The organism is Brockia lithotrophica, from assembly GCF_003633725.1.
Taxonomy (GTDB): Bacteria; Bacillota; Bacilli; order Thermicanales; family DSM-22653; genus Brockia; species Brockia lithotrophica.
Genome location: NZ_RBIJ01000001.1, coordinates 630,127 through 643,205 on the forward strand (window position 1 = coordinate 630,127; position 13,079 = coordinate 643,205).

Sequence of the window (13,079 nt, forward strand, 5' to 3'; positions counted from 1 at the left end):
CCCGAAATCACTCCTCTTCCAGGGACATGAGCGTGTCAAACGCCTCTTCGACGACCGCCCATTCGGCTTCGTCCTCGATCGGGTAGAGGACGAGGCCGTCTTCGTTTTCTTCGTAGCGAAAGGCGAGAACTTCCTGTTGGTCCTCGTCCTCCGCCTCTTCCGCGTCCTGAGGGACGAGGAGGATGTAGTCCTTGCCGGTCTCGTCGACGTGGAACTGGGAGATGACCTCGTACTGGCGCTCGTTACCCTCCTCGTCGACGAGGGTGAGCACGTCCTCGAAGTCGTCGGCGTCGAGGCCGAAGGTAAACGTCAGGTCGTGGTGGGAATGCCGTTCCTGTTCTTCGCTCATGGTGTTCCTCCCTTTCGCCTGCGAAGGTAACTGTCGAGAAGGAGCTGCGCCGCAAGGACGTCCTTGCGCTCCTTCTTGCGCGCAGGAGAAGCCCCGGCCTCCCGAAGGGCACGGAGCGCCTCCTGCGTGGTGAGCCTTTCGTCCCAAAAGACGATCTCCACGTCGGTTCGTTTGGCCAAGAAGCGGGCGACGTCTTCCGCTTGCCGCGCCGTTTCTCCGGGGCGACCGTCCAGGTGACGCGGGTAGCCGATGACCACCGTTGTGACCTCGTACTTCTCGAGGAGTTCGAGAAGTCGGGCGTACTCGTTTCCGCCGCGCCGAAAAATGGTCTCCAACCCCTGGGCCGTGATCCCGAGGGGATCGCTTACCGCGACGCCGATCGTCCGCGTCCCCACGTCAAGGGCGAGGACCCTCCCCACGTCACGAACGCTCCCCGGGAGCGGAAGGACCCTTTCCCTCGTCCGGAGAAGACGTGCCGGCCGAGGGAGAAAGCCTCGGATACACCTCGCGCGTGAGGTAGTCGCGGACGAGGAACTCGAGCAGCCGATCGCGCGGAATCTTGCGGATCAAGTTCCGCGCCTGGCGGTGCCTGGGAATGTACGCGGGCTCGCCCGTAAGGAGGTACCCGACGAGTTGTCCTACGGGATCGTACCCCTTTTCCTCGAGGGCGGCGTAGACATCCGTTAGGATGTCCCGGACGAGATCCGCCTCTCCTCCCTCGCCCCAGGAAAAAGTTCGGGTCTGATCCGTAGGCTCCATCAGGTCTCCCCCCTTCGGCTCCGGGCGGTCGATTTCATCATAGACCTTTTCTTCCAGCAAGTAAAGATTTCTATTTCGTCCCCGAAAATGCTAGGGCGTCAGGCGAACCACGTGCGCACGGAACGGAGCGCCTCCGCAAGCCCGGAAGGATCGCGACCGCCGGCCTGGCCGAGGTCGGGGCGTCCGCCGCCCCCTCCTCCGACGAACTTCGCCATCTCGCGCACGCGCTTCCCCGCATCGAAACCCCGGGCGACGAGTTCAGGAGAAAAGGAGAGGAGGAGGTTTACGCGGTTCGGGCCCGGCGTGGCTCCCAAGGCGATCGCGTAGGGACGCCCGCGTCCGGAGACGCCTTCCTTCACCGCGTCGAGCACGATCCGTAGGGCGTCCGCGTCGGGGACGTCCACGACGCCTGTAACGAGTTCCACACGCTCGCCGTCCAGAGCCGGCGAGACGAGAGTCTCCGCGCGTTCGAGAAGACCCGCGGCGACGAGGCGCGCCCAACGGCCCAGAAGCGCTTCGCGCTCGCGCTCCCAGGTCTTTCGCTCTTCCGCAAGGGCCTCGAGGCGCGGCAAGATCTCCTCGACGCCGACTTCCAGGCGGTCGGCAACGGCCTCCAAGAGCGCGAGGCGCTCGTTCGTAAAGCGGTACGCGTGCGGCCCAGCGACGGCTTCGATGCGGCGCACACCGGAACCGATGCCCGTCTCGGAGACGATCTTGAAGAGGAGGATTTCCTGCGTGTTCGCGACGTGGGTCCCCCCGCACAGCTCGAGACTTGCGGTGGGGATCTCCACGACGCGGACGATCTCTCCGTACTTTTCGCCGAAGAGGGCCATGGCGCCCATGGCGCGCGCTTCCTCGAGCGGCTTCAAGAAGGTGTTCACCGGCAACGCCCGCCAGATCTGTTCGTTCACCCAATCTTCTACCGCCCGCCGCTCTTCGCGCGTGAGAGGACGTGGGTGCGTGAAGTCGAAGCGGAGGTAGGCGTCGCCCACGTAGGAACCCGCCTGAACGACGTGCGTCCCGAGGATGTGGCGGAGGGCGGCGTGGAGGAGGTGGGTGGCCGTGTGGTGGCGCATGATGTCCCGCCGCGAGCCTTCGTCGACCTTGGCCCGGACGACGTCGCCCACGCGCAGGCGCCCGAGGCGCACGCTTACGCGGTGCAGGTGCTGCCCGCGGGGCGCCTTGCGCACGTCGGTCACGATGGCGAAGCCGAAATCCCCTTCGAGTACGCCGCGGTCGCCGATCTGCCCCCCGCTTTCTGCGTAGAAGGGGGTTTCGTGGAGGACGATTTCGCCCTCTTCTCCCGCCTCGAGCACGCGCACGCGCCGCCCTTCACGGTCGAAGACGGCTTCCACGCGTGCCCGAGGAACTTCGAGCGTCTCGTACCCGACGAAGCGGCTCTCTACGTCCAACGCGAGGAGATCGCCCCCTTGGACCTGCATGGAATCCACCTCGCCGCGGGCGCGGCGGGCTCGCTCCCGCTGCTCCTCCAGGCGCTCCTCGAATCCCGCGCGGTCGACGGCGAGGCCGGCTTCCTGGGCGTAGTCGAGCGTGAGGTCGAAGGGGAAGCCGTAGGTGTCGTAGAGGGTAAACGCCTCTTCTCCCGTAAGTTCGTTCCGACCTTCCGCCCGCGCGCGGGCGACGTACTTCTCGAGCAACTTGATTCCCGCGTCGAGGCGCGAGAGGAACCGCTCTTCCTCTTCGCGCACGACCTCCTGAATGAAGCGGGCCTTCTCCCGCACTTCCGGGTAGACGTCCCCCATGATCTCGCCGACGATCGGAGTAATCTCGTAGAGAAACGGGCGGTCAAGTCCGAGGTTACGCCCGTAGCGCATCGCCCGCCGGAGAAGCCGACGGAGCACGTACCCGCGGCCTTCGTTCGACGGCAGCGCACCGTCTCCGATGGCAAAGGCGAGAGTGCGAACGTGGTCGGCGATTACGCGGAAGGCGACGTCCGCTTCGGGCGAACTTCCGTAACGGCGTCCGCTCAAATCCTCTGTCCCACGGATGATCGGAAGGAAGAGGTCCGTGTCGAAGTTCGTCCGCCCTCCCTGAAGGATCGCCGCCATGCGCTCGAGCCCCATCCCCGTATCGATGTTTTTCGAAGGAAGGGGGGTGTACGTCCCGTCGGGGTTGTGGTTGAACTGGGAAAAGACGAGGTTCCAGATTTCGATGTAGCGCTCGTTTTCCCCGCCCGGGTAGAGTTCCGGGTCGTTCGGGTCGTCGCCGAAGGCCGGACCGCGGTCGAAGAAGATCTCGCTGTTCGGGCCCGAGGGCCCTTCGCCGATGTCCCAGAAGTTCCCCTCGAGACGAATGATCCGCTCGTCCGGAAGGCCGATCTCCCCGTGCCAAATGGCGTAGGCTTCCTCGTCTTCCGGGTGGATCGTCACCGAAAGGCGTTCCGGAGGAAACCCGATCCAGCGCGGGTCCGTGAGGAACTCCCAGGCCCAGTGGATCGCCTCGCGCTTGAAGTAGTCGCCAATGGAAAAGTTTCCGAGCATCTCGAAAAACGTGTGGTGGCGCGAGGTCTTCCCCACCTGCTCGATGTCGTTCGTGCGGATGGACTTCTGTGCGCTGGCCAGACGGCGGCTCGGGGGCGCCTCGCGCCCGTCGAAGTACTTCTTGAGCGTCGCCACGCCGGAGTTGATGAAGAGAAGCGACGGGTCGTCCTGGGGGATCAGCGGGGCGCTGGGGAGAATCAGATGGTCCTTTTCCCGGAAGAACTCGAGGAATTTGGCGCGGATTTCCGAAGAACGCACGGAACTTCCCTCCCTCGACACGCGAAGTCTGAATCCCTCCTGCGCCCGACGCAGAGAGGAGAGAACGCAAAAAAGCCCCTCTTCCCCGCAGGGACGAGGGGCGACCTCGCGGTACCACCCTGCTTTCGGCCGCCCGCTTAGGCGCACGTGCGGGCGACCGGCTCTTTCCGCGCGGTATCGGGCGCACCCGTCGGACTCATCGTCCGCCGCTCCCGACTGGCCCCGCCGCGGGCGCTTTAGGTCCCTTCCAGCCGCGGAGACCCTCTCTGGAAAAGCGCCTTGTGCGGCGTTCGGTCGTTCATCGCGTTGTCGTCTACAGCCTCCTGGAACCTTGGGGACATTGTAGCCGGTTTTCGTCCGTCCGTCAACGACCGAACGACGCAGCCACTTCCGTTCGCCCGGCTTTTCCCTTGAGGAGAGACGGGCTGCACCATGGGCAAGGGAGAAAGCGGCTCTTTTTTACCCGTCCGGAGAAGGAGTGGGCCCCTCCGGGGCGCGAAGAGAATCCCACGCGAATACGACCTCCCGAACGACGAGGGAAACGGGAACGGCGAGGACCATCCCCAAAAAGCCCAAAAGCTCTCCGCCGACGAGTACGGCCGTGAGGATGGCGAGGGGGTGAAGGTCGGTGACCTTCCCGGAAATAAGCGGGGACAAGAGGTTGTTTTCCACGAGTTGGGCGACAAGGACGACGGCAAATGCGGAAAGCACTTTCGACCAACCCAAAGGTACAGCGTAGAGGAGGGGAAAACCCGCCGCGAGTACGGGCCCCACGAAGGGGACGAACTCGAATATCGCGGTGAGGACGGCGAAGACGGCGGCGAAGGGCAACCCCACGAGGCGGTACCCCAGATAGACGAGGATGCCCTCTAAGACGGCGACGTAGACGAGCCCGCGCACGTAGCGCGCGAGACGCCCGTCGATCCGAAACAGAAGGTGGGCAAAGGTCGCGCGCCATGCCGGCGGTACCCCCAGGGCAAAGAAGCGGAAGAAGGCCTCGCCGTCGACTAGGTAAAAGTAGGCGATGAACGGAGACAGGGTGACAACGAAGACGAAGTTCCACAGATTGTCGAGCTTTTCCAACTGGGCGACGGCGAGCTCGGGAAGGCGGGCGTAGAGGTGGGCTCCCCAACGGAGGACCTCTGCGCGCAGCGAAGGGGGGAGAGCCGCCAAGGGACCTTCCGTTCCGTCGCCCAGTTCTTCGAAGGATGCGGCGAGGCGATGCAAGAAGGACTGCACGCCCTTGGCTACCTCGTCCAGGCGGAAAACCGCAAGGGCAAGCGCAAAGCCGACGAGGAGGAAGAAAAAGGCGTACACGGCCTGAACCGCGCGTCGCCGTTCGAACCCCCTTCGCTCCAAGACGCGCACGCCGGGCTCGAGGAGGTACGCCACGAAGAGCGCGAGGAGGAAGGGGAGGCTCACCTTGAGGGCGAAAGAGAGGAGGGTCGTGAGGACGGGGAGCGCCCCCCGAAGGAGTAGGGCCAACAGAAGGAGCGCGAACCCCCAAAGCACCGCCCGTTCGGAAGGGGAACCGCGAAAGAGCTGCACCGACTTCACCTTCCCCGTCATCCTTCCCGAAGGAACAACCGAGGGATCCGCGGCGATTTCCGCCGAACAGTAGCCCCGTGGACAGAAACGTCTCTTTTCTGCCGAAAAGGTCGCCTCAGAATCCCCGCACGGGAGGGGAAAGAGCAGGAAACAAAAAACGGGACGGGAATTCCCGTCCCCTAGTTTGCGCCTCGGCGGCGGAGAAAACTCCGCCCCGCAAATGACGCGATGCGTACATCTGTTTAGCCGAAAACCCGCAGGCGCCTCGCGCCGGTCAGGGCGCGGGCAAGTCCGCCCCCAACCTGAAGCGCTCCTCCGAAGAAATTCCGGACGCGCTCGCCGAACGTAGGCGGTCGGACAGCAGAACGACCGGAGATGTACACGCCGAGGGCAACGAGCGCGCTCCCCAGCGTAAAGACCGCGGCGAGGTTGCGCATGTGCCCACCTCCCGCACGTTCGACTACATCGCCTCCGCTTCGACTTCTTCGCCTTCCTCGAAGAGGAGGTCGTTCAGGGACGTGAGCGTACCATCCTCTTCGATTTCGTAGACCGTGAGGCGATCCCCTTTGACGGTGAATTCGATGAAGCAGTTCCAGCAGTAGTACTGGTGTGTCCCGATCTTCCCCACGTTCTTTCCCTTGCACACCGGGCACCGGATCTCCATTGGCCTTCCCTGCCTTACCCAGGATTTCCTCCGCTTCCGCTCCCAAGATGCCCGTTTTCCCCCTCGGGCATACGCGGAGGATAGGTGCATTCCCCAAGAGGACAAAGTTCGCGCGGCTCGTCGCGTGCACCCGTCGTACCCGTGTATGCCGGTACAGCGCCCGGTGTGCGGAGAGGAGGACCTCACGCCCTCCCTTATCCTCTCCCGGTGGTATACCTCCATACACGGACAGACCAAGCGCCCCGCATACAAAATAAAACAAAGCGAGCAGCACATGCTGCCCGACTTCGTTCCCCGGGTAGGGCCCAGATCGCCGTAGGTCCCCGTCCGTCGACCCGCAGTCCCCATGTAGGTGGGTGCCCGCACTCCGACCCTTCGCCTTCCGCACGCAGCGGCTCCGCTCCGCGCCGGAGATGTAAGGCTCCCTCGGCAGTCAACGTGTTCGAGTTCGCGACAGGCACGACCCACGCACGATCCAGGTTCTCCTTGCAGTTTTACCTTACCACACTGCGCGCGAGCGCACAAGGGGGAGGTACAAAGTCGAAATTGTTTTTGCTGGGACATTATTTGAAAGATATTTTCTTGAACGTATGGACAGGAGATCCTCAGACTTCCTGCGACTCTTCTTGAGGTACGACGACGATTCCGAGTTCTTCGAGTTGGCGAGGCGTGACCGCGCTCGGAGCACCCATGAGGAGGTCCGTACCGCTCTGCGTCTTGGGAAAGGCGATCACGTCGCGAATGGAAGGCCTTCCGAGGAGGAGGGCGACGAGGCGATCGAGTCCGAGGGCGATCCCTCCGTGGGGAGGCGCTCCGTACTCGAGGGCTTCCAAAAAGAAGCCGAATTTCTCCCGAACTTCTTCTTCGGGAAGGCCTATGGCACGAAAGACGGCCTCTTGCACGTCGCGCCGATAAATCCGAAGGCTTCCCCCGCCCAGCTCCACGCCGTTCAAGACGACGTCGTAGGCTTCGGCGCGAACGCGCAGGGGATCCGTCGCAAGCAGGGGAAGGTCCTCCTCCCGCGGTCGGGTAAAGGGGTGATGTTTGGCGACGAGGCGGCCTTCCGTCTCGTCCACTTCCAAGAGCGGAAAGTCCACAACCCACACAAAGGCAAGTTCTTCTTCGGGGACGAAGCCGAGGTCGTTCCCCAGGCGCTCCCGCAAGGCCGCCAAGGAGGCGTGCACGACGTCCGCCCGCCCCGCGCCGAAGAAAAGGAGATCTCCGGGAAGGGCTCCCGTCGCCTCAAGGAGGCGCTCCACGTGCCCCAGCGCGAAGAACTTCGCAAGCGGCCCGGTTACCCCGCCTTCCTCCACGCGAAGCCAGGCGAGCCCGCCCGCCCCGAAACCGCGGACGAGTTCTTCGTAGGCGGAGATGTCCTTGCGGCTGATCCTCTCCCCCCCGTCCGGCACGCGAATCGCCCGCACGATCCCTCCCCTGGCGAGCGCCTCTTGAAACACCCGGCTCGGAACTTCGCGGACGGCCTCGTCTACGTCTATGAGTTCGAGCCCGAAGCGAACGTCTGGTCGGTCGGTTCCGTATCGGCGCATCGCCTCGTCGTACGTGAGGCGCGGAAAGGGGCGCGGAATTTCGCGGCCACGTACCTCCCGCACCACGGCGGCGAGCATTTCCTCTACGATCCCGAGAAACATTTCCCGGGACATAAAGCTCACTTCGATGTCGATCTGCGTAAACTCCGGTTGCCGGTCGGCGCGCAGGTCTTCGTCTCGAAAGCAACGGGCGATCTGAAAGTACCGTTCGAAGCCAGCGATCATGAGAAGTTGTTTGTAGAGCTGGGGCGACTGAGGGAGCGCGTAAAAGGTGCCGCGGCGGAGGCGGCTCGGAACGAGGAAGTCGCGGGCACCCTCGGGGGTGCTCTTGGAGAGCATGGGGGTTTCGATCTCCACGAATCCGCGCTCCGTGAGGAAGCGGCGGACGACGTCCACGATGCGGGCGCGGGCGAGGATCGCCTCGCGCAAGGACTCGCGCCGCAGGTCGAGGTAGCGGTAGCGGAGACGCACGCGCTCGTCTACGTCCCGTTCGTCGGCGACGGGGAAGGGGAGCGCCCGCGACGTGTTCCAGATCACGATCTCCTCTGCCCGTACCTCCACGTCCCCCGTCGGAATCTTGGGGTTTCGGGTTTCGGGGGGACGCGCGACTACGCGTCCGCGCACGGAGACGACGTATTCGGCGCGCAGGCGGTCTGCCGTGCGAAAGGCTTCCGGTTCATCGGGAGGAACGACCACCTGGACGATCCCCGATCGGTCGCGCAGGTCGAAGAAGATGAGCCCCCCCAAATCCCGCCGGCGGTGCACCCACCCCCCGAGCACCACCTGTCGGCCTACGTCGGCCAAGGTGAGCGTGCCCGCGTCTTGGGTCTTTTGTACGAGTGCCGACGCCCGTTCTCCCGCTCCGAGGTATACCCGTTCTTCGTGCTCCTCCGGCATCGTCGTTCTCCTTTCTCCACATCGCGTTTGCGCTTCGCCCGCAAGCGAAGCTTCGTTCAGCTCGAAAAGCGGTGCGTTTTCCGCGCCCGTTCCGTCCTAGGTGGAAGGCGGGGAATCCGCTCCAGTCCGAACACGAGGCCAAACTCCCTTTTACCCGTCCTGCGCGAGATGGCGGCGGAGCCAGGCGACGAGTTCGTCCTCGCGCACCGCCTCCTGCGTACCGCTCGCGAGGTCCTTGACGGCCACTTCCCCTCGGGCGACCTCCTCGTCGCCCACGAGAACGACGACGCGGGCGCCCAAGCGGTCCGCACGTCTGAGGAGTGTCCGCACCTTCTCGGTATCCGCGTCCCCCAACGCCACAAAGCCCGCGCGGCGCAGGTGGAAGAGGAGGGGCAGGCGGCGTGCAGCCCCGCCTCCGAAGGCGGCCACGTACACGTCGACGTGCCGCGGAGGTGCGAGCCGGATCCCCCGATTCTTGAGGCCGAGGACGAGGCGCTCGACCCCCAAGGCGAACCCGATGCCGCCGTGGGGGGGACCTCCGAGTTCTGCGACGAGCCCGTCGTAGCGCCCACCGCCGCCCACGGCATCCTGCGCCCCCAGCGACGCGTCGACCCATTCAAAGGCCGTCCGCACGTAGTAGTCCAACCCGCGGACGAGGTGGGGATTTACGACAAAAGGAATCCCCAAAGACGTGAGGTGCACCGCCACCTCTTCGTGATACCGCCGGCAATCGTCGCACAGGGAGTCGAAGAGTTTGGGCGCTTCTCGCACGAAGTCCTTGTCGCGGTCGAGTTTGCAGTCCAAAATGCGAAGCGGGTTTCGTTCGAGCCGCCGCTGACAGTCGGGGCACAGCTCGTCCCGATGCGGAAGAAAGTACTCGCGCAGGCGCTCAAGGTAGCGGGGACGGCACACCGGGCAGCCGACGCTCGAAAGCTCGAGGCGGACGTCGCCGAGCCCGAGCGACGCGAGAAACTCGTGGCCCAAGGCGATCACCTCGGCGTCGAGCTCCGGACCCTCTCCCCCCAAAACTTCCACACCGAGTTGGTGAAACTGCCGCTGCCGACCCGCCTGCGGACGCTCGTAGCGGAACATGGGACCTGCGTACGCGAGACGGACGGGGAGCAAATCGGCATAGAGCTTGTGGTTTACGTAGGCGCGCACAACCGGCGCAGTCCCCTCCGGACGCAGGGCGAGGACGCGGCCGCCGCGATCGGGAAAGGTGAACATCTCCTTCTCTACGATGTCCGTCGTCGGCCCGACGGAGCGGACGAAAAGTTCGGCGTACTCCAAGATCGGCGTGCGGATTTCTTGAAAGCCAAAGCGGCGAACGTGCTCGCGAAAGCGCTCTTCGAGGGCGACGACGAGCTCGAGATCTTCGCCGAAGAGGTCTTCGGTTCCCCGGGGTGCGCGAATTTCCACCGCCGTACCTCCCGTGGCCGCAACGTGGAATCTATGCCCTATCATACACGCCCGAGCGGCGAGGCACAAAAGCCGACGTCAGACGAGTCCGTGTGGTACAGTATTGTACGAAGGGGTGAGACGGATGCTCGTCCCCGTAAAGATCAAAGGGATCGAAGTGGACGCCGCCATGCAACCGGTCCTCGTCCTCACGGACGCGGCGGAGACCCGCTTCCTCCCCATTTGGATCGGCCCGTTTGAGGCCTTTGCCATCGGCGTCGCCCTCAAGGCGGAACGGCCGGAACGTCCCCTCGCCTACGACCTTTTCCTGGCAATTCTTTCGAGCTTTCAAGCATCCGTCCGCCAAGTCGTCGTAGAACAGCTGAAAGACGGGATCTTTTACGCATCCCTGCATGTCGAACAAAACGGGAGGAGCTTCGTCTTCGACGCGCGGCCGAGCGACGCCGTGGCGATGGCCGTGCGCACGGGAGCCCCGATTTACGTGCACCGCCGGGTGTGGGAGACGGCACTCCCCGGCGATCAACTCTACGGGACGAAGGCGGAAGGGCCCGCCGACGCCAACGCAAAGCCTCCCGAAAAAGAGGGCGGAGCCGAACCTCGGCCGCCTGAAAAGGACGCAAAGCGGGGCAAGATCATCGACCTGACCGCCCTCCGACGGAACAAGGACCTCTCGTAGGCGTCTCTCAGCTTTGGCCTTCGCGGGTGTTCCACACCGGAAACCGCGTTTCCGCGCTCGGGAAGGTAGAGTTTAGAGCTTTTGGGAATTGTCGCACGCGCCCACCCCTGGTACAGTAAAAAGAAAAGGACAGGGGGCACACGCCATGCTCACCTACCCCTACCGCGTCGGTCGCGTCGAACTTCTCCTCGTGGAGGGCGACATCACCAAGGTCTCCGCGGACGCCATCGTGAACGCCGCCAATCCGGAGGTCGAACACGGCGGCGGCGTCGCCTTTGCCATCGGCAAGGCGGCGGCCGGATGTGCCAAGGAATATACGAAGATCTCGCAAGAAGAGCTCCGGCGGCGCTACGGAGAGGGGCGACTCGCCCCGGGCAAGGTGCTCGTCACGCCGCCCATGCGGCTTGCGGAGCACGGCGTGCGCGCGGTAATCCACACGGTGGGCCCGGTCTGCCGGGGAACGTGGAACGACGACCACGCCCGTGCGCTGTACGCGGCCTTTGCCGCACCCCTCGAGGAAGCGGAGCGCCGGGGATTTGCCTCGATCGCCTATCCCGCCGTGAGCGCGGGGATCTACGGCTGTCCCTTTGAACGCGTGGTTGAAACCTTTGCCGCGGTCGTCCGCGATGCGGGACACCGCCTCGCGTCCGTGGGCAGCGTGTCGCTCGTCCTGCGCGAACGCGACAAGGTGAAACGGGCGCGGGAGATCCTCGATCGCGAAAAGGCGTGAAACTTTGGTTTCCCGGAGAGGATGCGGACGATGGCTTCTTCCGAAAATGAGATGCCTCCTTCGGACCGCACCGGCGACGCCGGGCGCAAGGACGAAAGGGAGCTTCCCTGCGACGTGCGGGCGGCATTTCGCCGCCCGCGTTCCGTCTCCGAAGTCGCCGAGTGGGATCTGAACGCAAAGTGGTTCGGCGTCTCCCCCCTCGTCCTCATGGAAAACGCAGGGGCGGCGGTGGCGCAGGTCGTCCGCGAGCGAAGGCCAAAAGCCCGACGCATCGCCGTGTTCGCGGGAAGCGGTGGCAACGGCGGCGACGGCCTCGTCGCCGCGCGCCACCTGAGCGCCTGGGCGGAAGTGGACGTCTACCTGTGCGCCTCCCCCGACCGCCTGCGCCCCGAAGATGTGCGTGTGAACTGGGAACTCGTTTGGAATTCTCCGTTCGTCCGGACGCACGTCTGTCCCCGGGCAGAAGACGCGCGGGAAATCGCCCGCCGCCTCGACGCGGAAGAGGCGTACGATGTCGTGGTCGACGCCCTCCTCGGCGCGGGTTCCCGGGGCGAACCGCGGGAGCCCGTACGCACGGCTATCGAGGTGATCCGCGAACAGAGGCGCCGAGGCGCTTTCGTGGTGAGCGTCGACCTTCCGAGCGGCTACCCCGAAGCCCGGCGCGTGGAGGCGGATCTCGCCGTCACCTTTGCCTGGGATAAAGACGCGTACGAAAAGGACCCTTTCCCGCGCGTCGTCGTCCCCATCGGCTACCCCCTCGACGTCGCCTTCCGCGCGGGACCCGCAGACGTCCGGGCGCTCGTCGCCCAACCGTGGACGCGGAAGGGCGAGCGGGGGAGCGTGTTCGTCTTGGGAGGAAGCGCGCGCTACCCCGGAGCTCCTCTTCTTGCGGCGCGTGCCGCCCACCTCTTGGCCGACCTCGTCACCGTGAGCGTGTTTGCCGAGGCGCCGAACTTCCCCGTGCCGCACGAGCTCATCCCCCTCCGCCTCCCGGGGAAGAGGTTTACGCGCGACCACCTTCCCGCGCTCGAAGAGGCCCTCCGGCGCGCGCACGCCGTAGTCGTCGGTCCCGGACTCGGGCGACACCCCGAGACGATCTGCGCCCTGCGCCGGCTCTGGCCGCTCCTCGCGGAACGCGGAATCCCCGTCGTCGTGGACGCCGACGCACTCCTCGCTTGGAGCCGACCCCGTTCGCCCGGGGAGGCGTCTCCGAAGGCGCACCTCCGTCCCTTTCCCGCCGTCCTCACGCCCCACGCGGGCGAATTCCGCCGCCTCGCCGCCCTCTTGGGGCTCCCCCCGCAGGAAGACATCGCCCAAGGCGAGGGCGCTTTCTCCGCCCCTCCCCTCGTCGCCGAGGCGTGTACCGTCATCGAGTTGGCCCGAAGGGCCCGCGCTGTCGTCCTCCGGAAGGGGCCGGTGGACGTCGTCGCCGCCTCCGACCGCTGGGCGTACAACACGACCGGCGATCCCGGAATGACCACGGCAGGGACGGGAGACGTCCTCGCGGGACTCGTGGGGGGATTCCTCGCCCGTGGGGCCGCACAGGGCCTCCTTTCCACTCCGGGAAAAGACGGGGAAGGCCTAGCCTTCCGCGCCGCAAAGGCAGCCGCCTTCGTAAACGGCCTCGCCGGCGAAATCGCCGCCGGCGAACGCGGAGGTCCCTGGTACACGGCAGACGATGTCCTCCGCTCCCTCCCCGTGGCGCTCCGCCGCGCGGCGGAGTTCGCGTAG

General features: G+C 65.2%; 12 protein-coding genes and 1 other RNA gene. 3 read left to right on the plus strand and 10 right to left on the minus strand.

What is annotated here, in order from left to right:
• Positions 1-7: 7 nt before the first annotated feature.
• The 10 genes from C7438_RS02905 to hisS all read right to left on the minus strand — a co-directional run bounded on the left by C7438_RS02905 (position 8) and on the right by hisS (position 9,942).
• The gene (locus C7438_RS02905) at positions 8-349 is read right to left on the minus strand and encodes a DUF1292 domain-containing protein (protein ID WP_121443812.1); all 342 of its coding nucleotides are present in this window, start codon (positions 347-349) and stop codon (positions 8-10) included.
• Complete coding sequence (gene ruvX, locus C7438_RS02910; protein WP_170143517.1) at positions 346-768, minus strand: Holliday junction resolvase RuvX; 423 nt, start codon at positions 766-768, stop codon at positions 346-348. Before ruvX ends, C7438_RS02905 begins: the two co-directional genes overlap by 4 nt.
• 1 nt (position 769) lies before the next feature.
• Positions 770-1,108, minus strand: a complete 339-nt coding sequence (locus C7438_RS02915; protein ID WP_121444068.1) for an IreB family regulatory phosphoprotein — start codon at positions 1,106-1,108, stop codon at positions 770-772.
• Between the two features lie 98 nt (positions 1,109-1,206).
• Positions 1,207-3,888: an alanine--tRNA ligase gene (alaS, locus tag C7438_RS02920; RefSeq protein ID WP_121443814.1), complete on the minus strand. Its 2,682-nt coding sequence runs from the start codon at positions 3,886-3,888 to the stop codon at positions 1,207-1,209.
• Between the two features lie 438 nt (positions 3,889-4,326).
• Positions 4,327-5,424 (minus strand): AI-2E family transporter, encoded by a 1,098-nt coding sequence (locus C7438_RS02925; protein ID WP_170143518.1) that lies wholly within the window; start codon positions 5,422-5,424, stop codon positions 4,327-4,329.
• Between the two features lie 233 nt (positions 5,425-5,657).
• Complete coding sequence (locus C7438_RS02930) at positions 5,658-5,852, minus strand: hypothetical protein (protein ID WP_121443816.1); 195 nt, start codon at positions 5,850-5,852, stop codon at positions 5,658-5,660.
• A 23-nt stretch (positions 5,853-5,875) separates the two neighbouring features.
• The gene (locus C7438_RS02935; RefSeq protein ID WP_121443817.1) at positions 5,876-6,079 is read right to left on the minus strand and encodes a YrzR-like zinc ribbon domain; all 204 of its coding nucleotides are present in this window, start codon (positions 6,077-6,079) and stop codon (positions 5,876-5,878) included.
• A 298-nt stretch (positions 6,080-6,377) separates the two neighbouring features.
• Positions 6,378-6,564: non-coding RNA, 6S RNA (gene ssrS, locus C7438_RS02940), on the minus strand.
• Positions 6,565-6,684: 120 nt separating this feature from the next.
• Positions 6,685-8,523, minus strand: coding sequence for an aspartate--tRNA ligase (gene aspS, locus C7438_RS02945; protein WP_121443818.1), 1,839 nt, complete (start codon positions 8,521-8,523; stop codon positions 6,685-6,687).
• A gap of 150 nt (positions 8,524-8,673) precedes the next feature.
• Complete coding sequence (gene hisS, locus C7438_RS02950) at positions 8,674-9,942, minus strand: histidine--tRNA ligase (RefSeq protein ID WP_121443819.1); 1,269 nt, start codon at positions 9,940-9,942, stop codon at positions 8,674-8,676.
• 124 nt (positions 9,943-10,066) lie between these two features.
• Here hisS and C7438_RS02955 point away from each other — a divergent pair, with 124 nt between their 5' ends.
• From C7438_RS02955 to C7438_RS02965, 3 genes are all read left to right on the plus strand, one after another.
• Positions 10,067-10,618, plus strand: coding sequence for a bifunctional nuclease family protein (locus C7438_RS02955; protein ID WP_121443820.1), 552 nt, complete (start codon positions 10,067-10,069; stop codon positions 10,616-10,618).
• A 145-nt stretch (positions 10,619-10,763) separates the two neighbouring features.
• Positions 10,764-11,348 carry a [protein ADP-ribosylglutamate] hydrolase gene (locus C7438_RS02960; RefSeq protein ID WP_121443821.1) on the plus strand — a complete coding sequence of 195 codons (585 nt, stop codon included), beginning with the start codon at positions 10,764-10,766 and terminating at the stop codon, positions 11,346-11,348.
• Positions 11,349-11,378: 30 nt separating this feature from the next.
• Positions 11,379-13,079: an NAD(P)H-hydrate dehydratase gene (locus tag C7438_RS02965; RefSeq protein WP_170143519.1), complete on the plus strand. Its 1,701-nt coding sequence runs from the start codon at positions 11,379-11,381 to the stop codon at positions 13,077-13,079.